The sequence below is a fragment of the Rhodococcus globerulus genome, from assembly GCF_019334125.1.
Classification (GTDB): domain Bacteria; phylum Actinomycetota; class Actinomycetes; order Mycobacteriales; family Mycobacteriaceae; genus Rhodococcus_F; species Rhodococcus_F globerula.
Window position 1 is genome coordinate 4,748,172 of record NZ_CP079698.1, and the last position, 26,448, is coordinate 4,774,619.

Genomic DNA, 26,448 nt, shown 5'->3' on the forward strand with positions numbered 1-26,448 from the left:
CCGTATTTCAACTTTCCGGCTCCTATGCTAACTTCAGGATCAAGCGCTTGATCAACTCTAACCCTACTGGAGGTTTCAGTGCAGAGCTTGGAGGCACAGTTCCCGCAATTCATCGGGACGGAGGCCGAACCGCCACGAGTTGCGCGTTACGCCGTCAACGAGGCGATGATTCGCAACTGGGTGGAAGCACACGAGGACAACAACCCGGTCTACGTGGACGCCGATGCGGCCAGGGCGACCGGTAGGCGCGACGTCGTCTGCCCGCCCGCGATGATCTCGACCTGGGTGATGTCCGGGTACCGGCGCTATCGCGAGGTTCAGCAGCTCCGCGCCGACGGCGTCACCGAGGACTTTTCCTACTCACGCCTACTCGCACTGCTCGACGAAGCCGGCTACACCTCGGTTGTCGCCACCAATGTGGAGCAGGAGTACTTCGCGGAACTGAATCCGGGCGACCACGTCACCGCTCACTTCACGATCGAGTCCATATCGCCTTTCAAGCAGACCGGCCTCGGGCACGGCTGTTTCATCACGTTGTTCAAGAACTACGTCGACGGCAACGGCAAGACCTTGGTGGAAGAGCGATTTCGGATCTTGAGGTTCAACCCCGACACGCAGGAGGTGCCCGCATGAGCGCGGCCGAAACATCGACAAACGCAGTACCTGTTCCCCGGACCTCGGTGCCGGGGCTGACCGTCACCGGAGACAACGACTTCTTCTTCGAGGCAGCCAAGGAAGGCCGTCTCGAGATTCAGCGTTGTGCCGACTGCAAGACGCTTCGCCACCCACCTGCGCCCGCCTGCCCGTCGTGCCGTTCGTTCAGTTGGGACACAGTCGAATCCACGCGTCGCTGCACACTGCACAGTTTCACGGTGATTCACCACCCCAAGGATCCCGCCTTCGAGTACCCGCTTGCCGTCGGCTTGGTCGACCTGGAAGAAGGGACCCGTCTGGTTGCCGACATCGCCGGAATCGACCACGACGACTTGGTATTCGGCATGGAACTCGAAGTCGGCTTCTCCGAGCACGCTCACGGTGAGATCCTGCCGCAGCTTCGGCGCCGCGGGGAGGCCTGAGAGATGACCTTTCCCCAGTGTGATGTGGGCTCGAACCTTCCCACACTCGAACTGCCGCTGGACCGGACGCTCATTGTCGCGGCGGCCATCTCGTCGCAGGATTTCGAGGACGTGCACCACGATCCTGGCAAGGCTCAGGAACGTGGCACCCCGGACATTTTCATGAGCATCAACTCCACGAACGGGTTCGTCGACCGGTACATCACCGATTGGTCCGGACCGAATTCTCGGATCGTCAAAACTTCACTGCGGCTGGGAGTTCCGAACTTTCCCGGTGACACGATGACCTTCACGGGCGAGGTAGTGGAGAAGGACGGCTCGGCCGTCACGATCGCCGTGGTCGGACGCAACGAACGAGGAACACACGTCAGTGCCAAGGTGACCGTGGCACCGGTAGAAGGAGTGTCGGCATGAGTCGAGGATTTTCCGGAGCAGCGGCAATCGCCGGCATCGGAGCGACGGAGTTCTCCAAGAATTCCGGGCGCAGCGAATGGCAGTTGGCGTGCGAATCGGTGATCGCGGCGCTCGACGACGCTCAGATCGAGGCAGAAGAGGTGAACGGATTTTCGCTGTTCACCATGGAGAACAACCCCGAGATCGCCGTCGCGCGCGCCCTCGGTATCCCGGAACTGAGCTTCTTCAGCCGGATCCCGCACGGCGGTGGCGGCGCGTGTGCGCCCGTTCAGCAGGCCGCACTGGCCGTATCGAGCGGTGTTGCCGACGTCGTGGTCGTCTACCGCGCCATGAACGAGCGTTCCGGGCATCGCTTCGGGGCCGGTCCGCCCGCCTTTGCGTACAACCAGACCACCGACCAGGAATACCGGAACTGGATCAACCCGTACGGATTACTCACTCCCGCTCAGCAGGAAGCGTTCCTGGCCAAGCTCTACATGCACAAGTACGGTGCAACCAGTGCGGATTTCGGGCAGATCTCGGTCCTCTCACGCAAGCACGCTGCCAACAACCCCAAAGCCTGGTTCTACGAGCGGCCGATCACGATCGAGGATCATCAGAACTCGCGCATGATCGCCGATCCGATCCGTCTGCTGGACTGCTGCCAGGAGAGCGACGGCGGGCAGGCGTTGGTCATCGTGAGTGCGGAGCGCGCACGGGATCTGCCGCACAAGCCGGCCATCATCACCGGAGCAGCACAAGGTGTTGGTCCACAACAGATTTCGATGAGCAGCTACTACCGTGACGACATCGACAGCATGCCGGAGGTCGAACTGGTCGCTCGTCAGTTGTGGAACCAGGCCGGTATCGGCCCGGACGACATCGACGCCGCGATTCTCTATGACGCTTTCACTCCGATGGTGCTGCTGCAGCTCGAGGAGTACGGCTTCTGTGGACGCGGCGAGGCCAAGGACTTCATTGCCGACGGCAATCTGGAACTGAACGGCCGTCTGCCGATCAACACACACGGCGGTCAACTCGGTGAGGGATACATCCACGGCGTCAACGGAATTGCCGAAGGTGTTCGGCTGATCCGGGGAACCTCCACCAACCAACCCACCAAAACTCTGGACAACGTGCTCGTGACCGGCGGTTCTCCCGTCCCGCACAGTGCGCTCGTCCTCTCGGCAGATCGCTGAATCTGCCGCACATATTCGAGAAAGCAGGAACAAAGATGAGCGAGCGGATCACCTACGCCAGGGCCACCCACGGCGAGGAAGAAATACAGGCGGTTGTCGACGTACTGCGCAGCGGGCACCAGGGCCTGCGCATCGGCAAGAACGTCTTCGAGATGGAAGAACGCATCGCGGCCTTGGCGGGCAAGAAGTTCGGCGTCATGTGTAACTCGGGATCCTCGGGTCTGTACCTGGCAGTCGAGCTGCTCGGACTCCCCGCCGGTAGCGAGGTCATCACATCGCCGTTGACGTTCTCCACCGACATCGCGCCGATCGTGCGTGCCGGCCTGGTGCCGGTGTTCGTGGACGTTGAACCCAACACGTTCAACGTCGACGTCACCAAGATCGAGGCCATGGTCACCGAGAAGACCGGTGCCATCCTGATGCCGAACCTGGCCGGCAACTGCCCGGACTGGGACGTCATTCGCGATATCGCAGATCGCCACGGGCTCAAGGTGATCGAAGATTCGTGTGATGCGATCGGAGCCACGCTCCGCGGCACTCCGACCGGCTCCCGGGCAGACATCGTTGTCACCAGCTTCTCCATGGCACACATCATCACGTGCGCGGGAACCGGTGGAATGGTGTGTGTCGACGACGAAGCCAGCCGCGACAAGGCTCTGCTGCTTCGCCGCTGGGGCCGTCGTAGCGAGCCGAACCTGTTCGGCAGCACCAAGTCCGGTCGAGTCTTCCGTGAAACACTCGACGGCGTCGACTACGACAACGACTTCATCTTCGAGCTCATGTCGTGGAACTTCGAGCCCTCCGAGCTCGGCGCAGCCTATGGCGTCGTGCAGCTCGACAAGCTGGAAGAGAACTACAAGACGCGTAAGGCCACGTTTGCTGCTTTCACGGCGGCGTACGGTGCTCACCCCGAATTCTTCACGACGCCGGTAGAACTCGACGGTCTCGATACGGCGTGGCTGTGCTACCCCGTGATGATCAACGAGAACGCACCATTCACGCGTAGCGACCTGCAGGAAGCCATCGAGGCCGACGGCATCGACACCCGAACTGTGTGGAGCGGCAACGTCACTCGTCACCCGATGATGAACAACATCGAGTTCCGTCAGCCGGCCGAAGGATTGCCGGAAGCCGACGCGGTCTTTGCCCGAGGAATGACACTCGGCATGAGTCACGGCCTACGTGACGACGAAGTTGCCCGGATTGCGGAGAGCATCAATCGCTTCGCCTCGAAGTTCAAATAGCATGACGAGGCGCTTTGACGGCCGCCGGGCGCTTGTCACCGGTTCCAGTCGTGGAATCGGTGCGGGCGTCGCAGAAAGACTGGCAGCGGAGGGTGCCGACGTGGCCCTCGTGGCTCGGACGCTCGGTGCCCACGCGACCCTGCCTGGCAGTCTCGAGGAGACTGCCGCTCGAATTGCGAAGTACGGAACCAAGGTCGAGATAGTGGTCGCGGATCTGACCGACGAGCAGCAGCGCGACACCGTCGTGGCTCAGGCAATCGAGAAGCTCGGCGGGACTATCGACATTTTGGTGAACAACGCGGCAGCAGCGATATACGCGCCGCTGTCCGAGTACCCGCTCCGTCGGCGGCGTGTGGTCTTCGAGGCAAACGTCCACGCGCCACTCGACCTGATGCAAGCCGTGATACCCGGCATGGTGGCAAACGGGTACGGCTGGATCGTCAATGTGTCCAGTGGAACCACGAAACAGTGGCAAGGTCCGCCGTTCTCCTTGATCGAACCGGGAACCGCGATGACCGTGTACGGCGCCTCCAAGTCCGCGCTGAACCGCATCAGCAACGGAATGGGTGTCGAACTCTACGGCGAGGGCGTGCGCGTCAACACGATCGAACCGCGGGCAGCGGTGCTCAGTGAGGGCGCAAGGGTCCTGGTCGGTGAGACTATTCGGCCGGATCAGGTCGAATCTATGGAACAAATGGTGGAAGCGGTCACGGCGCTGTGTGATTGCGACACCGAGTTCACCGCGCGTTCGTGCGTCAGCTTGGACCTGATCGACGAGTGGGCCTTGACCGTGCGCGGTCTGGACGGAACTGCATTACCGGACACAACAGCACTACCGGACTTGACAGCATTACGAACCGAGGAGTTGGCATGAAGCCCGTCATCGTGGACGCAGCACGAACACCGTTCGGCAAGCGTGAGGGATGGCTGTCCGGTGTTCACGCGGCGGAACTGTTGGGTTATGCGCAGTCCGGTGTGCTGGATCGGGTGGGAGTGGATCCGAAGGCTGTCGACCAGGTCATCGGTGGCTGCGTCACGCCGCTCGGCGAACAGTTCGGCAATATCGTGCGGACATCCTGGATGCATGCCGGGCTTCCGCTGAAGGCGGGCTGCACCACGATCGACGCTCAGTGCGGAACCGCGCAGCAGTCGGTGCAGTTGCTGGCGGGCCAGATTGCCATCGGAGCCGTCGACGTGGGTGTGGCCTGCGGGGTGGAACTGATGTCGCGGGCTCCGCTCACCTACAAGGTGGGCACCGGTCTCGGAACGCCGCGGCCCGAGTCGTGGTCACTCGATACCGTCGATCAGTACACCGCAGCAGATCGTATTGCCGTCAAACGTGGTTTCAGCCGCGAGGATCTCGACGCCTTCGGGCTGCGCTCGCAACAGCGGGCCGCTGCAGCGTGGGACGCCGGCCGATTCGACTCGCACATCATCGACGTGGTGGTTCCAGGGGAGGACACTCCGGTTCACCGTGATCAGGGACTGCGCGAGTCGAGCCTGGAAGGGCTCGCTAAGCTGCGCACCGTTCAAGAGGGTGGATTGCACACCGCTGGAACGTCTTCGCAGGTCTCGGACGGTGCGAGTGCTGCTCTGCTGATGTCGGCAACTCGCGCTTCGGCACTGGGCGTGCGGCCGCGGGCCCGGATACTGGCGCAATGCGTCATCGGCGGCGACACCGAGTTCATGCTCGACGGTCCCGTGGACGCCGCGTCCATCGTGTTGGAACGCACGGGCCTGACGATCGCCGACATTGATCTTTTCGAGGTCAACGAAGCGTTTGCCTCGGTGCCCATGTCCTTTGCGCAAGCACACGGCGTCGACCACGACCTGCTGAACGTCAACGGTGGCGCCATTGCGCTCGGTCACCCGGCCGGGGCAACCGGTATTCGTCTGCTGGCCAATGCGATCGACGAATTGGAACGACGCGACAAGTCCATCGCCCTCATCGCGATCTGCGCGTCGGCCGCAACCACCTGTCTGATTCTCGAACGTATCTGACGCCGAAGTAGAAACCGAAGATTGAGGAACCCACCATGGCACTGTCCCTGCTCGAAGACCACCGTGATCTCGCCGAAGCGGTAGCCGCGTTTGCGGCCCGCAACAGCGCAGTTGCCGATACCCGAGCCAATTTCACACGCTACGCAGCCGGCGAGCAACCGGATTCCTGGAAGGCGTTGGTCAGCCAGGGTCTGCATGCGGTGCATCTGCCGGAGGAATACGGCGGTGACGGTGCCGGTCTTGCAGAACTTGCAGTGGTCGTCGAGCAGTTGGGAATGACGCTCTACCCCGGATCGTATGTTCCGACTGTCATCACCGGTGGAGTCCTTGCGGCCGGTTCCGGTAGCGCGGCGGCAACCATGCTGGGCGAGTTGGGAAATGGTGCCACCGGTGCGGTCTGCAGCGGTTCTCTGGTTGCGGAGCGCTCGGCCGCCGGGTGGACTGTCAGTGGTACTGCCGACCCCGCCCTTGGCCTGCCCGGCGCGGATGTCGTTCTGGTACAGGCTCGTAGCAGCGAAGGTGCGCTGTGGTTCCGGCTTACGCCGGCAGCCACCGCGGTAGTGGAGGTCGAGGACGGAATCGACCTGACACGCTCCATCGGCACGTTGACTCTGACCGAGCATCAGGTGTCGGCCGCGGAGATTGTCGACGGATTATCGCCGCACCGCGTCGAGTTGATCGTCAATACCGTGTACGCCGCCGAGGCCAGCGGGCTTGCGGGTTGGGCGCTGCGCACAGCAGTCGAGTACGTCAAGACTCGGGTTCAGTTCGGCAGCCCGGTAGGCAGCTTCCAGGCCGTGCAGCACAAAGCGGCCATGATGCTCGTGCGTTCCGAAATTGCCTGTGCAGCAGCCTGGGACGCAGCCAGGTCGGAAGAACACGACGTGGACCAGCAGACGCTCGTTTCCGCTCAGGCTGCTCTTGCGGCGTTGCCGATCGGGATCGAGAACGCACTCGAATGTGTCACGTTGCTCGGCGGCGTCGGCTTCACCTGGGAGCACGACGCGCATCTGTACTGGCGTCGCGCGCTCAGCATCGCGGCTGTTGTCGGTGCGGAGGAGAGGTGGGCACACACACTGGGTGAGCGCTCTGCTGACGCGGTTCGTGACTTCTCGTTTGTCGATCCCGACATGTTGCCGGACTTGCGGGCTGAAGTACGTCGGGTGTTTGCCGACGTGGAACTGCTGCCAGACGACGGAACCACCGACGCGAGTTGGGCTCCGGCCAAGGGAAGCGCCAGGCGTGCTCGTTTTGCCGAGGCCAAACTTGTTGCCCCGCATTACCGCGAACCCTACGGTTTGGGGGCAGGTCCCCAGGAACAGGCAGTGATCGCTCACGAGTTCGCCACGCGTGGATGGGCGCAACCGTCCACAGTGATCGGCGAATGGGTGCTGCCGACGATTCTCGAACACGGCAATGCCGAGCAGCAGGACAGGTTCGTCGACCCGACTCTGCGCGCAGACATCATCTGGTGCCAACTCTTCAGCGAGCCGGGAGCAGGCTCCGACCTGGCCGGATTGAGCACCAAGGCGCGCAAGGTGGACGGCGGCTGGGTCATCTCGGGGCAGAAGGTCTGGAACTCGGGTGCGCACGAAGCGGACTGGGGCGTCTGCCTCGCCCGCACCGACGCGGATGCTCCGAAACATCGTGGGCTGTCGTACTTCTTGGTCGACATGACGTCGGCGGGCATCGACGTCCGGCCGCTCAAGCAGTCCACCGGCAAGTCGGAGTTCAACGAGGTGTTCCTGGACGACGTGTTCGTCCCGGACGAGTGCCTGGTTGCCGAACCGGGACAGGGCTGGAAGCTTGCAGCGACCACACTGTCCAACGAACGTCTGAGCATGGGTTCGCGTCTGCATCACGGTTCGAGTGAGCAGTTCCGTCAGGTTATCGCCGACGGTAGTCACGACTGCTCGCGCGAGGATGCAGTGGAAGGTCTGGGGCGCAGTATTTCTCGCGAACTGGCACTATCCGCCATGAACCTGCGCGGCGTTTCGGCCCGACTGGCCGGTCAAGAACCCGGCGCCGAGATCAGCGTCTCCAAGGTATACAACGCACTGGCCCAGCGTGAGGGTTCGCGAGATCTGCTCCGTTTGCTGGGACCACGTGCGGCAGTGGTCGATCCCCGTGCCAACTACGGCATCGATCACATCGGTTTGCCATCGATTCTCTTCGGCGGCGGAACCGTCGAAATTCAACTCAATGTCATCGCGCAGCGCGTTCTCGGCCTGCCGCGCTCCTAGCCATATTCTCGAGGAGTCTTACCCATGTACCTGGATTTGTCAGAGGAGTCGAAGACTCTGCGCAAGGAATTGCGCGCGTACTTCGCCGAAATCATCAACGACGAGGATCGCCGCGCGTTGGTCGATCAGACCGAAGGCGGACCCGTCTTCGATCGCATCCTGCGCCAGATGGGCAAGGACGGCTGGTTGGGCTTGGGGTGGCCGGAAGAATTCGGTGGCCGCGGGGAGAACCCCGAAGCTCTGTACGTGTTCTACGACGAGGTGATTCGCGCCAATGCACCGCTGTCGCTTGTCACGCTGAACACGGTTGGCCCCGCGTTGATCAAGCATGGAACCCAGGCGCAGAAGGACTTCTTCCTGCGCCCGATCCTGGCCGGCGAGTTGATCTTTGCCATCGGCTACACCGAGCCCAACGCCGGTACCGACCTCGCTGCTCTCGAAACGCGAGCTCGCATCGAGGGTGACGAGCTTGTCATCAACGGCAACAAGATCTTCACCAGCGCCGGCGTCTTTGCCGACTGGGTGTGGCTGGCCGTGCGCACCGATCCGGATGCTCCGACACATCAGGGCATTTCGGTGGTACTGGTACCGACAAGCGCTCCCGGATTCTCCGTTACGGAAATCCACACCGTTGGCGGAATCAGCACCTCGGCAACCTATTACGAAGATGTGCGGGTACCGCTCACCAACGTTGTCGGTGAACTCAATCAGGGTTGGAAGCTCATCACCAACCAGCTCAACCACGAGCGGGTTGCCTTGGCCGCCCGCGGTGGTATCGCCAACGAGCTTTTTGCCGAGGTGGTCGAGTGGGCGAAGACGGAACCGGCCGGTGACGGCCACGTCTACGACATCCCATGGGTCCGGGAAAAGCTGGCAGAGGTCTACGCGCTGCTCAGTGCAGCCGATCTGATGAACTTGCGACTCGTTGCCGACGTTGCCGCAAACACCTTGGGCGGTGGTGATTCTGCTGCCGCCAAGATCTTCGGCACCGAAGCCGTCGTGACTACGTACGGAATGCTGCAGGAAGTGCTGGGAGCCAAGGGATTGCTGCGTCCGGGAACTCCGGGTGCAGTGCTCGAAGGCCGCGTCGAGAACCTCGGCCGACGCGCTCAGAACAACACCTTCGGCGGTGGCACCAACGAAGTCATGCGTGAAATTGTCGCGGCCAAGTGCCTGGGTATGACGCTTGCTGCGCGTCGTCGCCCGGCTGCAACACCGAACGAAAAGAGCTGACATGGAATTCGAATTCGACGACAATCTGTCCGCGGTGCGGGATCTGAGTGAATCGATCTTTGCTGCGAAGTCCGGAGTCGACCGACTACGTACGGTGGAGAGTGCAGGCGGCTTCGACGCCGACCTGTGGAAGGTGCTGGCCGATTCCGACGTTCTGGGAATCGCCCTGCCCGAAGAGGTGGGCGGCGCGGGGCTCGGAATGCTTGGGCTCGCTGCAGTTCTCGAGCAGCAGGGTCGACGCGTTGCGCAGGTACCGCTGTGGTCGGTCGTCGCAACGGCGGCGCTGCCGATCGCAGAGTTCGGCAGCGAAGAGCAGAAAGCATCGTGGCTTCCAGGACTGCTCGACGGTTCCGTGATTGTCACCGGCGCGTTCGACATCGGACACGGTGCCAACCTGCGGGTGCGGGCAGAGGCAACGGGTGACGGATGGACGCTGCGCGGAACCGTCGATTCGGTGTCCGCTGCTGACGTTGCCGACGCTGTGGTTGTTCCGGTGGCGATGCCCGACGGCGGAACCAGCGTGATGATCGTGCGCACCGATCGTCTTTCGCGCACCACGTTGAACGTGACAAACCGTGAAAGTAACAGCACTGTGCAGTTCGACGGGGCCACCGTCAGCGCCGCTGACGTTCTGCCTGGCGACGGCACTGCCACTTACGAATGGACGCTGCGCCGAGCACGGGTTGCTCTGGCAGCCTTGGCTGTTGGGGTGTGCGAAGAGGCGCTGGCCATGGCAGCAAAGTACACCTCGGAGCGTATCCAGTTCGGTCGACCCATCTCCACCAACCAGGCTGTGTCCGTCCGGGCCGCCGACGCGTATCTCGATACCGAGAGCATCCGACTGACCGCGCAACGCGCGGCCTGGCTGATGGACACCGGAGTGGAGAGTGAAGCGGAAGCTGCTGCACTGGTGGCCAAGTGGTGGGCATCGCGCGGTGGACTCCGAGTTGTTCACGCAACGCAGCATCTGCACGGCGGTATCGGCGCTGATGTCGACTACCCGATCCATCGCTACTTCCTGTGGGGGCGTCAGATCGCCTTCTCCCTGGGAAGCGCGGGCGCGATCGGCATGGAACTGGGCAATGTTCTGGAGAAGGGTGCTTCGATCGGCGCACCTGTATGACCACGGGGGAGAACCTGGCGGTGCGCGTCCTGCGCGCACCACAGGGTCTTCCACAGGCGGAAGACTTTTCGGTCGAGAAGGCTTCAATTCAGCAGCCGCAAGACGGTGAGGTGTTGTTCCGGGCTTGCTATCTGGCGATCGATCCCAGCGCCAGGCGGCGCCTACCGTCCGCTGACGGACGCCCAGGACCGCTCGGAGCGGTGGCCGGGATCGGCGACATCGTGCTGGCAGGGGTGAGCCCTCCGCAGGCAGGCCTCGACGGTGCGTTGGTTGGTGAGGTTGTCACGTCACGCCACCCGGATTTTGTGCCAGGGGACCTGGTTCGTGGCGGAAATACGTGGCAGGTCTTTCACACGGTCCGAGGCGAGCACCTGGACTTGTTGGAGCCACGTCCGGGATTTCGACTGGAAGCGGAACTGGGAGTACTCGGTAGGCCGGGATTTGTGGCGTACTGCGGACTGCACTTCGCGTCGACGCTCGAAGCCGGTATGACGGTGGTGATCTCGGCTGCGGGTGGCGCCGTCGGGATGGTGGCCGGACAATTGGCTGCGCTGGCCGGCGCCCGCGTCGTCGGCATCGCAAGTGGTGACAAGGTCGCCTACGTCGTGAACGAACTCGGTTTTGCAGACTGCATCGATCGGACTGACGAGACGATCGCTGCGGGACTGGCGAGGACCTGCCCGGATGGCGTCGACCTGTATTTCGACAATGTCGGCGGTGAGACGCTGGCCGCGGTGTTCGAGCAGCTCAACGACTTCGGTCAGGTTGTGGTGTGCGGCATGGCAAGTGAGTACAACGGCGCCGAAGCCGACTTCGGGCCACCACTGCGCCCGGTTCTTCGCAAGCGACTGAAAATTCAAGGCTTTGTGGTGTACGACCATTACGAGCACTATCCGCGCTACCGCGAGTGGGCAATCGAACAACTCGACGCAAGGCGGTTGCGTTATCGCGAGGACGTCGTAGACGGGTTGGAGAATGCCCCGCAGGCGTTGGAAAACGTACTGACCGGCCGGAACCGCGGCCGTCAGCTTGTACAACTTGGTCCTCTGCCGCAAGTTCTGCGGTAGCGGACGCGTCAAGGAACCCAGCCCGACACGGTGGTCGGGGAAATGGAAGGTGTAACGCATGACGAATGACAGCACCAGATTCACAGGCCTCGCGGTCGTCACGGGAGCCAGCCGGGGAATCGGCCGGGCGATTGCGAGACGCATTGCAGCAGAGGGGATACCGGTCGCGGCGGTCTCGCGCACATTGCGTGCCGGCGACGGAAGCCTGCAAGGCTCGCTCGAGGAAACCGTCGGATTGATCAATGCGGCAGGAGGAACCGCGAAAAGCTTTGCCGTCGATCTGGGGACTCCTGAACTCGATCGCGCCGCACTGATCGCGCGGATCGAGGACAGCTTCGGACGACCGGTGAGCATCCTCGTCAACAACGTGGCTGCGTCGCGGCGCTACGAGACACTGTTTGCGGACATGCCGCGAGAGTGGTTCTACGACTCCGTCGAAACGAACGTGTGGAACACCTGGGACCTGATGAAGGCGGTCATCCCGAGCATGCGCGCGAACGGCGCGGGGTGGATCGTCAACATCTCGTCCCGGCAGGCCGGGCCACGCGTCGGGCCGCCTTTTGCGCCGCATCCGCTGGCCGGATCAGTTCTGTACGGCGGAACGAAGGCGATGATGGACCGGATCAGCACGGGATCCGCGATGGAGCTGTACAGCGACAACATTGCGGTGAATTCGCTTGCGCCCAACCGTGGCGTCGCAACCGAGCACGCTGCCGCAGCGGTTCCGGGATGGCCGTCCGAACCCGAGGACACGATGGCCGAAGCGGCACTCCTGCTCTGCACTGCTGAACCGTCCGAGGTAACCGGCCGTGTCGCATACAGTCTGCCCCTGCTCAAAGAGTTCGGTCGTTCCGTACATGCGCTCGACGGCAGTGGTCTGCTCGCCGGCTGGCAGCCCGACGACCTCGACGAGGACGGCTTCCCTGGGGACTATCTCACCTTCAACCCGCCCGCCCCGGTGCCGGCTGAACTACTGAAGTAAGGAGCGACGTGGATACGTACGCAGAAATCATTCGAAGCCGCGCCGAGGACGACAAAGTTGGACTTCGATACGAGGACACTTCGTGGTCGTGGCGTGAGGTGGTGCAGGAAAGTGCCGATCGTGCAGCGGCATTGACGTCGTTGGTGCCGCAACCAGGCGACCGTCAGATCCACGTGGGCATCCTGCTCGAGAATGTTCCGGACTTCGTATTCTGGCTGGGCGCCGGACCTTTGGCCGGCGCGGCCGTTGTGGGTATCAACGCCAGTCGCAGTGGCGCGGAGCTGGCACATGACATCAGCCACGGAGACGTGGACGTCGTCATCACCGAGAATGCCTTGGCGCATCTCGTCGACGGCACGGGCCACGGTCTGCCACCCGAGCGCATCCTGAACATCGACAGCCCCGAGTACGCCGACTTCCTGGCGCCGTTCCGCGGAGCAGCACTACCCGAGACTGTGCCGACACCGGAAGAAAAAGCGCTGCTGCTCTTCAGTTCCGGTTCGACGGGTGCACCGAAGGCCGTGATCGTCGGACAGGGACGGTTGGCACGCTTGACAGCTGCCATGGTCGATCGGGTATCGCTGCGCCGCGATTCCGTGACCTACCTGTGCATGCCGCTCTTCCACGGCAACGCGGTGATGTTGAACCTGGCTCCGGCGATGTGCGTCGGCGCGACGGTTGCGATGACAAGGAAGTTCTCGGCCAGCAAGTTCGGTCCGGATATCCACCGCTACGGCGTCACGTACGTCAACTATGTCGGCCGGGCACTGTCGTACACGTTGAGCAGCCCGGAGGATCCCCGGGATGCGCAGAGCACCCTGGAGTTGGCCTTCGGCACCGAGGCGTCGGAAACCGACGTCCGACGATTCTCGGAGCGGTACGGATGCACCGTGATGGAGGGCTACGGGCTCAGCGAAGGGGTGTTCCGGATCGGGCGCACACCGCAGACGCCCCGGGACTCTCTGGGTATTCCGCAGAACGGTCTCGACATCCGGGTTCTCGACGAAGCGACGGGTATCGAATGCCCGCCTGCGGAATTCGACAGCGACGGACGTCTGGTCAACGCCGAAGCGATCGGTGAGATGGTGGCAATCGGCCTGGCTCACACGTTCGAGGGGTACTACAAGAACCCCGGGGCGATGGCGGATCGAGTCAAGGGCGCCGATTTCTGGTCCGGCGACCTGGCCTACCGTGACAGCGACGGCTACTTCTATTTTGCCGGACGGTCTTCCGACTGGTTGCGCGTGGACAGCGAGAACTTCTCTGCCGCGCCGGTTGAGCGTGTCTTGCAACGGGTTCCGGGAGTGGCTGCCGCTCCGATCTTCGCCGTTCCGGACCCGCGGACCGGTGACCAGGTCATGGTTGTGGTCGAGATGGAAGACGGCGTGAGCTTCGACCCCAAGAGCTTCGGTGATTTCCTCGACGAGCAGCCGGACATGGGCGCAAAGTGGTGGCCACGATTCGTTCGGGTCATCGATCGGTTGCCCTTGACCGGAAGCAACAAGGTCAACAAGACGCCGCTACGGCGCGCAGCTTGGGCCACAGACGATTCCGTGTACACCAGGGTGGGACGAACGCGTGAGTACGTCTTACTCGACGACGGTGGCCGAGACGCCATAGAAGCGGAATTTCGCGCACATGGCCGATTGGCGATGTTGCCGAGCTAGCGTGCTGTGCGCCTTTGTTAACCGCGGGCGGTTACAAAGGCGCACAGTGGTTAGGTGCCAGTTGTATCCAGTTCGATGATGCTGCTCGCGGTGTAGGTTTGTCCCGCAGGTAGTTCGGCGACATAGGGCACCAGCTGATCTGCGAACTCTTCTACTGTGAAGACCCCCTCCGCGGCAACAAACTTCTGTTGCACCGTGGGCGGGGCCATCAACGCCACCATGTCGCCGTAGACGACAAACACCTGGCCGTTGATCGTCTGTGCTGCCGGAGTTGCCAGGAACGCCACGAAGGTGGCCACACGTTCGGGTGCCATGATGTCGAGTCCCGTATCCGGTTCGCCGTCGGCAAAGACGCCTGCCGTCATCTCGGTGCGGGCACGTGGGCAGATCGCGTTGGCGGTGACGCCGTACTTCGCCAGTCCGCGCGAGGTGGACAGCGTCAGTGCAACGATGCCGGCTTTGGCGGCAGCGTAATTGGCTTGACCAGCACCGCCGAGCAGAAACGCTTCGGACGCCGTGTTGATGACGCGTCCGTACACCGGGCCACCAGCAGCCTTGCCCGCGGCGCGCCAATGCACCGCAGCCGAGCGGGAGAGCGCCGCATGGCCTTTGAGGTGAATCGCGATGACGTCGTCCCACTGCTTCTCGGTCATGTTGAAGAGCATCGCGTCGCGGGTGATTCCGGCGTTGTTGACCACGATGTCCAAGCTGCCGAAGGTATCGACCGCGGCTTCCACCAGGCGATCTCCCAGCGACCAGTCGCTGACGTCGCCGGTCACCGCAATAGCACGGGATCCGAGAGCTTCGATTTCGCGCACGACATCGTCTGCAGCAGAACCGATGTCGTTGACCACGACACTGGCACCGCGAGAGGCCAATGCGAGTGCTTCGGTGCGGCCCAAGCCGGCTCCGGCGCCGGTGACGACAGCGGTGCGGCCGGTGAGCGAGGTATCAACTGAGTTAGGCAAGAGCTGGCTCCCTGGGTAGTCCGAGAATGAGTTCGCCGATCTGGTTGCGGAGGATTTCCGACGTACCACCGGCGATGGTCTGGAAGCGCACTTCCAGAAAACTGTGATGGACAGGCATTTTCAGTTCGCTGCCTGCGGGCAGGAAGCCGGAGAGCAGCAGTCCGGCGTCGGCGAGTCGCTGACCGTGTTCGCTGCCGACGAGTTTCAGGACCGCGCCCTCGGGGCCCGGTCCTGCGCCGAGCACCGCGAGTTCCGCGATTCGGGTGGTCAATGCCCGCAGCGCCAGATCCTCGGCAACCAGGTCGGCCACCGTGTCATCCATGCCCGAGTTCTGTTCGCGCACCACGGTGAACAGATCGTGGATGCTGTAGGTGACGCCAAGACCGAGTCGTTCCCGGCCTATGGTGACACGCTCGTTTCCGAGTGCGGACCGCGCAACTCCCCAGCCGCCGTTGACTTCACCGAGCACATCGGCATCGGGAACAAACACGTCGTCGAGGAAAACCTCGGAGAAATGAGAATCACCGGTGATCTGCTTGATCGGACGCACCTGCACTCCTGGCGCAGACATGTCGATCAGCATCATGGTGATGCCCTTGTGCTTTCGCGCCTCCGGGTCGGTGCGAACAGTTGCCATGCCGTGCGTGGAGGTCACACCGCCGCTGGTCCAGGTCTTCTGGCCGTTGACAATCCAGCCGCCGTCGACGCGCCGAGCCCTGGTAGTGATGCCTGCTGCGTCGGAACCGGCGCCGGGTTCGCTGAACAGCTGGCACCATTTCACGGTGCCCATGAGGCTGGCGTCGACAAAGCGTTCGTGTTGCTCCGCGGTGCCGTGTCCGACAACGGTGAGGAGCACCCATTCACCGATTCCGTACTGCGGCAACTCGAGTGCCGACAGTTCCTCCTCCAGAACCAACTGCTCAACGGCGCCCGCGCCGCGGCCCCACGGCTTCGGCCAATGGGGAACGGCATAACCCGAGTCGACGAGTAGGCGTCGAAGCTGATCAGCAGGTGCCGCGACGGCTTCTTTGACGAAAGCCCGAGCCTGCGTGCGGTACTCGTCGGCCTCGGCGGGCAGTTCGATGCTCGATTCGCGTCGGATCCCGGCGGCGGTGGCGTCGGCGATATCGGCTCGCGCGACAACGGGGGAGAAGGAGGCGTTCAGGGCGCCCGCACGACGCAGATACAGGTGGGCGTCGTGCTCCCACGTGTAGCCGATTCCGCCGTGCACCTGGATGCACTTCTGCGCTACCCGCATGGCGGCGGGGAGGGCGGTCACCACGGCAACAGCTGCGGCGAGGGCGCTCTGATCCTTGTTGTCGGAGGCTGCCTGGGCCGCATCCCACGCTGCAGCGGTCGACATTTCGCGGTCCACGAGCATGTTGGCAAGGATGTGCTTTACCGACTGGAAGGAGCCGATTGCGCGGCCGAAAGCAAAGCGGGCCTTGGCATATTCGACAGCCAGGTTCGTGGCCGCGGTGATCACGCCCGCGGCTTCGGCAGCCGCCAGGGTGCGTCCGATCGACACTGCGTTGGCACTCGCGCCGGGCAGAACCGCAACGGCGTCGACGCTACCGTTTGTGGTCACCGCAGAGAGCGGGCGCGTCGGATCGAGCGTCGGAGCTCCGGTGATCTGTACCTGTTCGCGCCGTAGTACAACAACGTCCTCACCGATCGCGACCAGAAGAATGTCGGCCATCGCAGCGCACAGAACCTCGACAGGTTCGGCAATCTCGACACTGACGCCCGATAGGGTGGCCGTCGCGGCGATTCCGACTGCTGCGACAGCGGTTCCGTCGATCAGACCCGGAAGCAGTTCGGCCTGTTGTTCGATAGCTCCTGCCGCGGCAATCACCGCCGATGCCCACACCGTCGGAAGCAGCGGCCCGGGAGTCACCGCGGATCCCAATTCTTCTACCACCACGGACAATTCAGGCAAGCCGAACCCGGCGCCACCGTATTCCTCCGGCAGGTGGACGCCCAACCAGCCAAGCTCGGCGAAAGTCGACCACCCCGACGGCAATTCGTGCGTCGGATTGTCGAGACTCTCGCGAGCCTCGGCGAGTGGGTCCGCTCGCGAGATGTAACTGCGAACCGACTGCGCAAGAGCGCGCTGGTCTTCGGAAAGTGCAATAGACATGGAGAACTACCTCGTTACGCGACTGAGCCCGCAGGCTGATTGTCACTGCCGCAGGACTACCGCAGACAGGAGTTGTTCCCTCTACACGTATCACGACAAACCCGGCTGTAGTGGACAATCTCGCTGAGTGGGTCCAGCGCATCCGCTATCGGAGCGCTACTCTGCGAACCGTGAGTCGTATCAATTCATTCATCCGGCCGTTGGTTCCCCGTGATCCGCATGAGGCACATCGAGTAGCCACACCCCTCGAACTGCTGACGGACCTGTGCTTTGTCGTGGCAGTTGCCCAGGCAGCCACGGGCCTTCACCACGCGATCAGTGAAGGGCACGCGGCCACCGGTGTCGGGCACTTCGCGATGGCGTTCTTCGCGATCTGGTGGACGTGGCTCAACTTCACGTGGTTTGCCTCCGCCTACGACAACGACGACGGCATTGCGCGACTTCTGACGATCTTCCAGATTCTGGGCGCGCTGGTACTCGCAGCCGGGATTCCGCGCTTCTTCGACAACGATCCGCTGCTGATCATTCTCGGCTACGTCATCATGCGAATAGCCCTGGTGATTCAATGGGTTCGAGTGTCGAGAAACGATCCCGAACACGCACTCACCGCCCGCAGATACGCCCTCGGTATCGTGCTCGTTCAACTCGGGTGGATCGGCTTCTACTTTGTACCGGCCGCGATCTACGTCCCGACGTTCCTGTTCCTGGTGCTGTGCGAATTTGCCGTGCCGGTGTGGTCGGAGAAGCCGGGAATGACGCCCTGGCATCCACACCACATCGCCGAGCGGTACTCACTGTTCTTCATCATCGTTCTCGGCGAAACGATTCTGTCCACCACCGTCGCGATTCAGGACGCGGTGTCCGGTGAACATCCGGCGGCCAAAGTGGCGTACGTCGTGGTCGGCGGAATCCTGATCGTCTTCAGCCTGTGGTGGCTGTACTTCCAGCGAAACGCCGGCGACGCTCTCGGCGGCGACAACGTCTCGCCCTTCGTCTGGGGTTTCGGGCACTACTTCATCTTTGCGTCCGCCGCTGCCATCGGTGCCGGCCTGGCTTCCCGCGTCGACTATTGGACCGGCCACGCCGAAGGCAGCGCGTTGGTGACCGGTGCGGCCGTCACGGTGCCGGTGGCCGTCATCCTGGCAGCACTGTGGTTCATTCACATCCGATTGCATGATTCGTCGACGCGAACCCTCGTGCCATTCGGCGTCGCTATTGCGGTGATCCTGGGCGGTACTTTCACCGCCGTCCCGGAATTGGTGGCCGGTCTGGCCTGCGCGGCACTGCTGGCAGTGGAGTTGGTTCTCACCGAGGGAACGAAGGACTCTGCCGCGCACTGATCGCGAGGCGTGTTCTCGAAATGACGACCAGAGTAAGGCCGTCGGTTCAGTCTCGCATCGTCGAAAATCCAGATCCCAGGCACAGATCCAGATTTCCGACGATGCGTTGCAAACCGAGTCTCTACAGACACCACACGGGAGTCGGAGAAGGTCCGCCCAATGACCTCGTTGCCGTTCTCGACGTCCTCGGAGTTTCAGCTGCCGGGACTACTCGACCTTGTCGAGGTCGACTCCCTTGGTCTCGCGGCTTGCCAAGAGGGCGATCACAGTGATCGACATCGTGATCACCAGGTAACCCACGACCATGCCGACGCCGTGGTTCTCGATGAGCCAGATGGCGATGAACGGGGCGGGTGCACCGGCGAGGATCGACGAGCCTTGGAACACCAGCGAGGAGCCGGCATAACGGTAGCGGGTCGGGAACAACTCGGTGATCCAGGCTGCTTCCGGTCCGGCGAGCATGCCGTGGAACAGTGCGCCGACGCACACACCGAGCCACAGCATCGGAAGACTCTCGAGCTGCACGAGCCAGAAGAAGACCGGCGCCCAGATCATGAGGACGACAGCGGGCACGAGCATTGCGATGCGGCGGCCGACACGGTCGGACCACGCTCCGCCACCGATCATGCCGACGAACTGGAACACCGAGGCGAAGGTAACGGCCATGATGACATCGCCGCGCGCAAAGTCGAAATATGTGGTGGCGTAAGCGATAACGAAGATCGTATAGATGTAGAAAGCGATGTTTTCGCCGATGCGCATACCGAGACCGATGAGCACCACACTCGGTCGCGACAAGGCTTCGAAAATGCTCGAGCGTTCTTCCTGCGGAGCCTGTGCGGCTTGCTCCTGTGCGGCCTTGAACACAGGCGATTCCTCGACGCCGCGACGCACCCAGAAGCCGATGGCGAGCAGCGGGATCGCGAACAGGAAGGCGATGCGCCAACCCCACTGGTCGAACGCCTCGTCCGGGACTGCGAATACGAGAATCGAGACCACGACAGTGGCCAGAACCGTACCCATCGGAGCACCGGCCTGCGGCCACGAGGCCCAGAAACCACGACGCTTGGGTTCGCCGTACTCACTGACCAGCAGCACTGCGGCACCGAACTCGCCGCCGAGCGCGAAGCCCTGGATCATGCGCAGTACCACCAACCCGACAGTGGCCCAGATGCCCACCTGTTCGTAGGTGGGTAGCAATCCGATCGCGGCAGTCGCCGTACCCAGCAGAATGAAGGTGGTCACCAGCATCGGCTTGCGGCCGTACTTGTCGCCAAGGTGCCCGAATACGATGCCGCCGAGCGGCCGGGCGACGAAGCCCAGGCCCTGGGTGGCGAGTGCGAGCAGCAGCTTCGCAACGCCGCTGTCGCCCGGGAAGAAAAGCGGCCCCAGTACGGTGGCGGCGAGGATGCCGTAGATCGCGAAGTCATACCACTCGAGAACGGCACCAGCCATGCTGCCGGTCAGTACGCGCTTGAAACTACTGCGGGGAACGGCGTCGCTGACGGGAGGCTCTTCCAGGTCGGAGACCTGGGTTGTCTGTGATCCCATGAGGATCCTTTCGGGTCGGGAAGAAACGGGGAAATGTGGGTCAGAGCGCGAGTGTGATCTTCTGTCCGCAGGCGCGCGAGCAGCAGGTCATCATCGATTTATTCTGAGCGCGTTCGGTTTTCGTGAGCACCATGTCTCGGTGATCCACCTCGCCGTCGAGTACGGGGGCCTCGCACGAACCGCACAGGCCTTCCTCGCAATCGCTGGGGATGTCGATATTGGAGGCGCGCAACGCGTCGAGGAGGGTCTGATCGGCAGCGACCTGGATTGTCAGACCTGAGTCGCGGAGTTCGACCTCGAACGCGTGCTCGTTGGACGGGTCGAGTGTCGCGAGCGTCGAGGTGAAATGCTCGACGTGCAGCGAGTCTTCCGGCCAGTGCGCAGTAGCCTCTTCGAGCGCGGAGAGCAGTCGTTCAGGACCACAGGAGTAGATCTGAGTGTGTGCCGTCGCAGTGGAGAACACTGTCGCGATGTCGAGACGGTTGCCAGCGGCGCTGGAATGCACGACAAGGTGGTCGCTGTGATCGGCATTCAGCCTGTCGAGCATCGCCATCGTGGCGACATCGCGTCCGCAGTAATGGATCTCGTAGTCCTTGCCGGCGGCCTTGGCGTGATCGGCCATTGTCACGATCGGCGTGATACCGATGCCGCCTGCCACGAAGACGTAGCGCTCGGCAGCCGGATCGAGCTTGAAATGGTTGCGGGGCCCACGCATTTTGAGTGTGTTTCCGGCTTCGAGAGTGTGGTGCACGTAGCGCGAGCCGCCCCGGCTTTCGGACTCTTCGCGCACGGCGATCTCGTAGCGGGACAGATCGTCAGGGTTGCCGCACAGCGAGTACTGCCGCGTCAGATCGCCGAGATCGATGTCGATGTGCGCGCCCGGCGTCCACTTCGGAAGTGCTTTGCCGGAAGGATCGGAAAGGGTCACCGTGACCACGCCGTCGGCGGCGGGAGTGATCGCCTCCACTCGCACCGTGCGCGAGATATTGGTCTTGGACGGCTCGCCGACCTTCACGGGCTGTCGTCGCAGGAGAATCGAAGCATCGCGGAGTTCAGGGTTTGCGTCCGGATTCCACTGCACCCAAACATGATCCGGACCTCTGAATGAGGTGTTCGGTAGGTAGGTGAACTCCTGATCGGGGACGAGTTCCAGGTGTGGGAGTCGTGTGGTGATCTCCTCGAGGAAGATCTGCATCTCCATGCGAGCCAGATTCTTGCCCATGCACTGATGGCTGCCGTAGCCGAAAGTGAGGTGATCGCTGGAGTTCTCGCGACGGATGTCGAACTCGTCCCCGCTCTCGAAATGGCGGTCGTCGCGGTTCGCGGACGATGTGACGATCAGGAGCTTGGAGCCCTTCGGGATGTCGATGTCGCCGATTCGGGTGTCGGCAGTGGCCAGTCGGCGCCACGCGGCAACTGAGCCAGAGTGTCGCAGGCACTCCTCGACGGCGTTCGGGATCAGACCGGGATCCTCGCAGATCTCCTGCCACACGCTCCGGTTTTCGAGCAGCAAGCGGAATGCGTTGGCTGATGCGTTGGCGGTGGTCTCATGAGCGGCAACGATTCCCGCCATCATCATCGAGTGCAGATAGGAGTCGGTGACGACCTCCGGTTGTTCCTTCTGAACGCGGAGACCGTAGGGCATCCAGCCGTGGCCGGAGGGATCCTTGCGCATCTTTTCGAGCACCGTGCCTGCGTACTGCCAGAACTTGCCTACGGCTTCGGCGACCGCGACCTGTTCCTCGGGTGCAGGTCGGCCCCAGGTGTTGACGGTGTGCGCGATCGAGTACTTGCGTAGGTCGTCCATGTCCTCCTCCGGCACGCCGAGGAAGTGCAGCGCCACGGTGAGCGGGACCTCCCACAGCATTTCGTCGACGAGGTCGACCTTGCCTGAGTTCACGAAGCGGTCGACGTACTCGCGGACGAGGCGCCGAACCATCGGCTCGTGGTGCACGAGTTCCGCCGGCGTGAACGGATCCATCAACGCGCGGCGACGCGGCATGTGCGCCGGCTCGTCTTCGTTCACCAGGGTGCGCGACATCGCGTAGTCGTATTTGGCGAGGGTGGCGGTGGCTTCCTCCGAGACAGGGGTGATCTTCTCCAGTGCGATGGACGGCGAGAACAGGATGTTGTCGCGGAAGACGGCCTTGACGTCCGAATAGCGAGTGACGACCCAGTAGCCGATCTCGGGACTGAAGAACACGGGCTCCTCGTCACGGGACCAGCGCAGCGACGCAGCGGGGTCCACCTGGTAGTCGCCGCCGAAGGGATTGAAGCTGGCTGCCTTTCCGGATACCGGACATCCCGAGTTAAGAGCCGCATGATCGATCGGGCATCCGTTCATGACTTCTGACATCTCTATAAACCGTCCTGAACTGTGAAGTTACTAATAGCGCACATAGTGTGCTTTGAGCGCACTTCGCACAGGGTAAGTGAGGTCACATTCAAAGGTCAAGATGGCTGAAAAACACAGTCGGGCGAAGATTTCCCCGACGGAACGATCAGGCAGAGATGAGGCGTTCGAGTTCTCGCGCTGTGGTCATCACGGCTTGGGCAGCGAGTTCGGTGTCGAGACCGTCGATCGCCACAACGCCGACGCTGCGTTCGAGGTTCGTAGCCGATCCGAGGTTCTCCGGCAGTGCAATCCCGGAGGCAATGCCGATGGCGCCGTGCTCGAGTTGCCCCACAGTCAGGCTGTATCCGTCCTTGCGTGCCCGTTTGATCTCTTCGGAATCAGACGCAGCGTCGGGCCGCATGGCCAATATCGCGATACCGGCAGCACCCTTGTCGAGGGGGTGTCGCGTGCCGGTTCTGTATCCCACTCGGATGAGAGTGTCTTCGGGTTCGGCGACCATCAGTACAACGCAATCCTGGCCTTGCGCAACGGATATGAAGGCGGTTGCACGCGTGGTGTTTGCCAGTGAGTGGAGTAGGGACTGCCCGTCCCGGTTGAGCTGTGGCTCGAAGCAAGAACCGAGAACCGCGGCTCCGACACCAAGACGAATCCGTCCATCCTCGATGCGAGCGATCAGCGAATGTGCTTCGAGTGTCGAAACGATGCGATAGCAGATGGCTCGGTGCACGTCGAGCTCACGAGCAAGGTCCGCAACCGAAATCCCGGTCGGGAACTGGGCAATGATGTCGAGCGCACGCAGCCCACGATCCAGAGTTTGCAGGGTACTCATTGGCGTCCTGTTCGTGGTCGGGCGGTCCGTGTCGACTTTACGTTTCCAGGCGCCCTGGTGCGGTAAGCAGAAGTGCCGGGATGCAGAAGCGCTCCAACTCTACAGATCAGCGAACCGAGAGTCGTTCCTTGCGAAGCTGATCGACCTCGGGCAGGTGCAGGGGCTCGAGTGAGTCCACGCCCAGAGCGCGCATCAGTAACAGGTCCGCCAACTCGGGATTGCGGGCCAGGACCGGTCCGTGCATGTACGTGCCGATGACGGAACCCTGGGTGACGCCCTCCAGGCCGTCGCCGACACCGTTGCCGACACCGTGCGTGACGCGTGCGAAGCCGGACGCGTCGGCGCCGAGAGTGGTTCCACCACGATGGTTTTCGAATCCAGACAGCGGTGCGGTGAGCCCCTTGATCAAGGGCTTCGTGATGACTTCACCGATCGAGCGCTTTTCCTGCGGTGCGGTCGTGACGTCGAGCATCGACACGCCGTCGACGCGCTCGCCGCTCGAGGTTTCGTACCAGTTGCCCAGAACCTGGATGGCAGCGCAGATAGCGAGGACGGGTGCGCCGCGCTCGGCTGCGCGCTGCAGTCCGGGGTATTTCGCGAGATGCCGGGTAGCGAGGCGCTGCGCAGAATCCTCAGCACCGCCGAGGGCATAGACGTCGAGTGAATCCGGCACCGGGTCGTTGAGCGTGATGTCGACGATCTCGGCGTCGTAGCCGCGCATGCGCAGGCGCTGACGCAGGATCAGGGCGTTACCGCCGTCGCCGTAGGTGCCCATGACGTCGGGGAGGACAAGCCCGATGCGCACTGTCGAATCAGACATCGCGAGTCTCCTTGGCGATTGCGGTGTTCAGATCGCGGAATGCCGTGTAGTTGGCAAGAACTTCGACGCGACCGGGCGGGCAGGAAGCAATGGCGCGCAAGGGATCCGGCTCCAAGGTGTGCTCGACGCCGGCGTAGGTGAGGCGCACTGCGAGGTCGGTTCCGCGCTCACCCGCTGCGACTACCTTGACGCCTTCGAAGTGTTCGAACTTCACGTCCCACAGCCAGGAGAGATCCTCGCCATCGGGGACCTGCCCGTTCACGGCGATGACCAAGCCGTCGACGGAAGGGTCGATCATCGACAGTGCTTCCTGCCAGCCGGCGGGATTCTTCGCGAGGAGCATGTGGACGGAATGGGAGCCCACCTGGACGGTGCTGTATCGCCCGGCAACTTCCTGGACCGTCGACGCGGCGGCAACTGCGCCGACCGGATCCGCGCCCAAGGCCACTGCAGCAGCGACGGCCTGAGCTGCGTTGCCGCGGTTGGCTTTTCCGGGAAGCGTCAGCGTCATCGGAATCTTCAAGCCATCAGGGCCGTAGAGATTGTCGTCGTCGAGCCACCACGCCGGCTCGGGCCGCGCGAAGTCCGAACCGGTACTGCGCCAGTGCTTTCCCTCCCACACGATGGGTTCGCCGGTGCGCGGGCAGCTGACGGAATCGCTTGCCCAGCCGCCGCCGGCCGCAACCCACACGACGTTGGGGGCGTCGTATGCCACGGAGGTGACCAGCACGTCGTCACAGTTGGCGACGATGACCGCTTTCGGGTGCGCGTTGACGCATGCCCGCAGTTTGCGTTCGATCATGTTGATCTCGCCGACGCGGTCCAGCTGATCGCGGCTCAGATTCAGGAGCACGATCACTTCGGGGTTCACGGCGTCGGCGACATGGGGAACGTGAAGTTCGTCGACTTCGAGTGCCGCGACCGGCGCGTTCATCCGGTTTGCCAGTGCCGCGACGATTCCGGCGTCCATGTTGGCGCCGTCGGCCTGTGTTGCTACGTCACCAAGCGTCGCGAGTGCCGCTGCCGTCATGCGCGTTGTTGTCGACTTGCCGTTGGTGCCGGTGACGACAACGGTTCGCTTCCCGCGTCCGAGTTGGGTCATCAGCGTCGGGTCGATCTTGAGGGCGATGAGCCCACCGATCATGGAGCCCTTGCCGCGGCCGGCTTTCTGCGATGCCCAGGAGGCTGTGGCGGCAGCGCGCAGGGCGAGCTTTCCGCGTGTCGTGATCGATAGTCCAGTTCCCACGGCCCGAGTTTGGCACAGCGCGCCGTCAGACTTCGAGTCGTGCAGGTGCTTGTCGTACGGGTGTGTTCGACGGAACAGCGGCCTTGGGGGTGCGTCGGATCTGGGCGGCGCTTGCCCCGGCGATCACGACTACGGCTCCCACCAGTGACAATGCGCTGGGATTTTCGTGCAGGAACAGCCAGGATGCGCCGATTCCCACTACCGGGACGAGCAGCGAGAGTGGTGCGACCGTGCCTGCGGGATAGCGTCCCATCAGGATGGTCCAGATGCCCGACCCGGCGATGGTGCCGATCAACACGATGTACGCGAGTCCGATCAGCGCCGGCCACCCGTCGGCACTGAACGAGGTTCCGAGGGCCTCCCAGCCCGTGCTCGGACCTTCGACGGCAGCGGACAGGGCAAGCATCGGCAGCGGAGGAATGACGCACATCCACAACATCAGGCGCATGGGCGCTGGGTCCCCGGTGGTACCCGCGGCCGCGAGGCGGCTACCGAGGTTGCCGAAAGCCCAGGACAAGCCGGCCAGCAGGGTCAGGATCACTGGTAACAACGCGGCCTGGTGCGAGCGATCCCATCCGATCAGGGCCATACCCGCCACGGCAACACCGATGCCGGACACCTGCCACGCGCTGAGCTTCTCCCGCAACAGAACTGCGCCCAGCAGAACAGTGAAGGGAGCGGACGACTGCAGGACCAACGAGGCGAGACCGGTCGGCATACCCGTGTGCATCGCCCAGTACAGGAAGACGAATTGGCCGAAACCGAAACCGAAGCCGTAGAGCAACAGCCATCGCGCCGGAACCTGAGGGCGCGGCACGAAGATCATCACGGGAATCGCGATGAGCAAAAAGCGCAGCGCGGCGAAGAAGTACGGCGGGAAGTGGTCGAGTCCGACCCGGATCGCCAGGAAGTTCAATCCCCACATGATCGCGACGGTCAATCCGAGAAGGCGGTCGCGAGGAGTCATGTC

Annotated in this window: 22 protein-coding genes; 14 read left to right on the forward strand and 8 right to left on the reverse strand. The window is 62.9% G+C overall.

The window, feature by feature from the left end:
* Positions 1–78: 78 nt before the first annotated feature.
* Genes KYT97_RS21625 through KYT97_RS21685 form a run of 13 tightly spaced genes read left to right on the forward strand, consistent with a single transcriptional unit; the run spans position 79 to position 14,228 of the window.
* On the forward strand, positions 79–633 hold the full coding sequence (locus tag KYT97_RS21625) for an FAS1-like dehydratase domain-containing protein (RefSeq protein ID WP_033235873.1): 555 nt from the start codon (positions 79–81) through the stop codon (positions 631–633).
* A complete protein-coding gene (locus KYT97_RS21630; protein WP_219110656.1) occupies positions 630–1,076 on the forward strand; it encodes a Zn-ribbon domain-containing OB-fold protein in 447 nt (148 codons plus the stop codon). The genes KYT97_RS21625 and KYT97_RS21630 overlap by 4 nt, the downstream gene beginning before the upstream one ends.
* A gap of 3 nt (positions 1,077–1,079) precedes the next feature.
* Positions 1,080–1,490: a hotdog family protein gene (locus KYT97_RS21635; RefSeq protein WP_219110657.1), complete on the forward strand. Its 411-nt coding sequence runs from the start codon at positions 1,080–1,082 to the stop codon at positions 1,488–1,490.
* A complete protein-coding gene (locus KYT97_RS21640) occupies positions 1,487–2,668 on the forward strand; it encodes a lipid-transfer protein (RefSeq protein ID WP_033235875.1) in 1,182 nt (393 codons plus the stop codon). The genes KYT97_RS21635 and KYT97_RS21640 overlap by 4 nt, the downstream gene beginning before the upstream one ends.
* A 35-nt stretch (positions 2,669–2,703) precedes the next feature.
* Entirely contained in the window at positions 2,704–3,912 is a 1,209-nt protein-coding gene (locus tag KYT97_RS21645; protein WP_033235876.1) for a DegT/DnrJ/EryC1/StrS family aminotransferase, read from the forward strand.
* 1 nt (position 3,913) lies between these two features.
* Positions 3,914–4,786, forward strand: coding sequence for an SDR family NAD(P)-dependent oxidoreductase (locus KYT97_RS21650; RefSeq protein WP_219110658.1), 873 nt, complete (start codon positions 3,914–3,916; stop codon positions 4,784–4,786).
* The gene (locus KYT97_RS21655; protein WP_219110659.1) at positions 4,783–5,913 is read left to right on the forward strand and encodes a steroid 3-ketoacyl-CoA thiolase; all 1,131 of its coding nucleotides are present in this window, start codon (positions 4,783–4,785) and stop codon (positions 5,911–5,913) included. Before KYT97_RS21650 ends, KYT97_RS21655 begins: the two co-directional genes overlap by 4 nt.
* A 35-nt stretch (positions 5,914–5,948) precedes the next feature.
* Complete coding sequence (locus tag KYT97_RS21660; RefSeq protein ID WP_045066509.1) at positions 5,949–8,156, forward strand: acyl-CoA dehydrogenase family protein; 2,208 nt, start codon at positions 5,949–5,951, stop codon at positions 8,154–8,156.
* A gap of 24 nt (positions 8,157–8,180) precedes the next feature.
* Positions 8,181–9,389 (forward strand): acyl-CoA dehydrogenase family protein, encoded by a 1,209-nt coding sequence (locus KYT97_RS21665; protein WP_033235880.1) that lies wholly within the window; start codon positions 8,181–8,183, stop codon positions 9,387–9,389.
* Between the two features lies 1 nt (position 9,390).
* On the forward strand, positions 9,391–10,512 hold the full coding sequence (locus tag KYT97_RS21670; protein WP_092805798.1) for an acyl-CoA dehydrogenase family protein: 1,122 nt from the start codon (positions 9,391–9,393) through the stop codon (positions 10,510–10,512).
* On the forward strand, positions 10,509–11,579 hold the full coding sequence (locus KYT97_RS21675) for an MDR family NADP-dependent oxidoreductase (protein WP_051730655.1): 1,071 nt from the start codon (positions 10,509–10,511) through the stop codon (positions 11,577–11,579). The genes KYT97_RS21670 and KYT97_RS21675 overlap by 4 nt, the downstream gene beginning before the upstream one ends.
* Positions 11,580–11,637: 58 nt before the next feature.
* Positions 11,638–12,561 (forward strand): SDR family NAD(P)-dependent oxidoreductase, encoded by a 924-nt coding sequence (locus KYT97_RS21680; RefSeq protein ID WP_072782768.1) that lies wholly within the window; start codon positions 11,638–11,640, stop codon positions 12,559–12,561.
* Positions 12,562–12,569: 8 nt separating this feature from the next.
* The gene (locus tag KYT97_RS21685) at positions 12,570–14,228 is read left to right on the forward strand and encodes an AMP-binding protein (RefSeq protein ID WP_045066513.1); all 1,659 of its coding nucleotides are present in this window, start codon (positions 12,570–12,572) and stop codon (positions 14,226–14,228) included.
* Between the two features lie 50 nt (positions 14,229–14,278).
* On the opposite strand, the gene KYT97_RS21690 is transcribed toward KYT97_RS21685, so the two are convergent.
* Both KYT97_RS21690 and KYT97_RS21695 read right to left on the reverse strand, forming a co-directional pair.
* Positions 14,279–15,196 carry a 3-oxoacyl-ACP reductase gene (locus KYT97_RS21690; protein ID WP_219110660.1) on the reverse strand — a complete coding sequence of 306 codons (918 nt, stop codon included), beginning with the start codon at positions 15,194–15,196 and terminating at the stop codon, positions 14,279–14,281.
* Positions 15,189–17,336, reverse strand: a complete 2,148-nt coding sequence (locus KYT97_RS21695) for an acyl-CoA dehydrogenase family protein (RefSeq protein ID WP_219110661.1) — start codon at positions 17,334–17,336, stop codon at positions 15,189–15,191. The genes KYT97_RS21690 and KYT97_RS21695 overlap by 8 nt, the downstream gene beginning before the upstream one ends.
* Before the next feature lie 170 nt (positions 17,337–17,506).
* Here KYT97_RS21695 and KYT97_RS21700 point away from each other — a divergent pair, with 170 nt between their 5' ends.
* Complete coding sequence (locus KYT97_RS21700) at positions 17,507–18,676, forward strand: low temperature requirement protein A (RefSeq protein ID WP_045066873.1); 1,170 nt, start codon at positions 17,507–17,509, stop codon at positions 18,674–18,676.
* A gap of 207 nt (positions 18,677–18,883) precedes the next feature.
* On the opposite strand, the gene KYT97_RS21705 is transcribed toward KYT97_RS21700, so the two are convergent.
* The 6 genes from KYT97_RS21705 to KYT97_RS21730 all read right to left on the reverse strand — a co-directional run bounded on the left by KYT97_RS21705 (position 18,884) and on the right by KYT97_RS21730 (position 26,445).
* On the reverse strand, positions 18,884–20,227 hold the full coding sequence (locus tag KYT97_RS21705) for an MFS transporter (RefSeq protein WP_092805804.1): 1,344 nt from the start codon (positions 20,225–20,227) through the stop codon (positions 18,884–18,886).
* A gap of 40 nt (positions 20,228–20,267) precedes the next feature.
* Entirely contained in the window at positions 20,268–22,571 is a 2,304-nt protein-coding gene (locus KYT97_RS21710) for a cytochrome P450/oxidoreductase (protein WP_219113075.1), read from the reverse strand.
* Between the two features lie 157 nt (positions 22,572–22,728).
* The gene (locus KYT97_RS21715) at positions 22,729–23,412 is read right to left on the reverse strand and encodes an IclR family transcriptional regulator (protein ID WP_033235886.1); all 684 of its coding nucleotides are present in this window, start codon (positions 23,410–23,412) and stop codon (positions 22,729–22,731) included.
* A gap of 106 nt (positions 23,413–23,518) precedes the next feature.
* Positions 23,519–24,232, reverse strand: a complete 714-nt coding sequence (locus tag KYT97_RS21720) for a type 1 glutamine amidotransferase (RefSeq protein ID WP_033235887.1) — start codon at positions 24,230–24,232, stop codon at positions 23,519–23,521.
* Positions 24,225–25,478 carry a Mur ligase family protein gene (locus tag KYT97_RS21725; RefSeq protein WP_141485470.1) on the reverse strand — a complete coding sequence of 418 codons (1,254 nt, stop codon included), beginning with the start codon at positions 25,476–25,478 and terminating at the stop codon, positions 24,225–24,227. The genes KYT97_RS21720 and KYT97_RS21725 overlap by 8 nt, the downstream gene beginning before the upstream one ends.
* A 25-nt stretch (positions 25,479–25,503) precedes the next feature.
* Positions 25,504–26,445, reverse strand: a complete 942-nt coding sequence (locus KYT97_RS21730; protein ID WP_033235889.1) for an EamA family transporter — start codon at positions 26,443–26,445, stop codon at positions 25,504–25,506.
* Positions 26,446–26,448 lie beyond the last annotated feature (3 nt).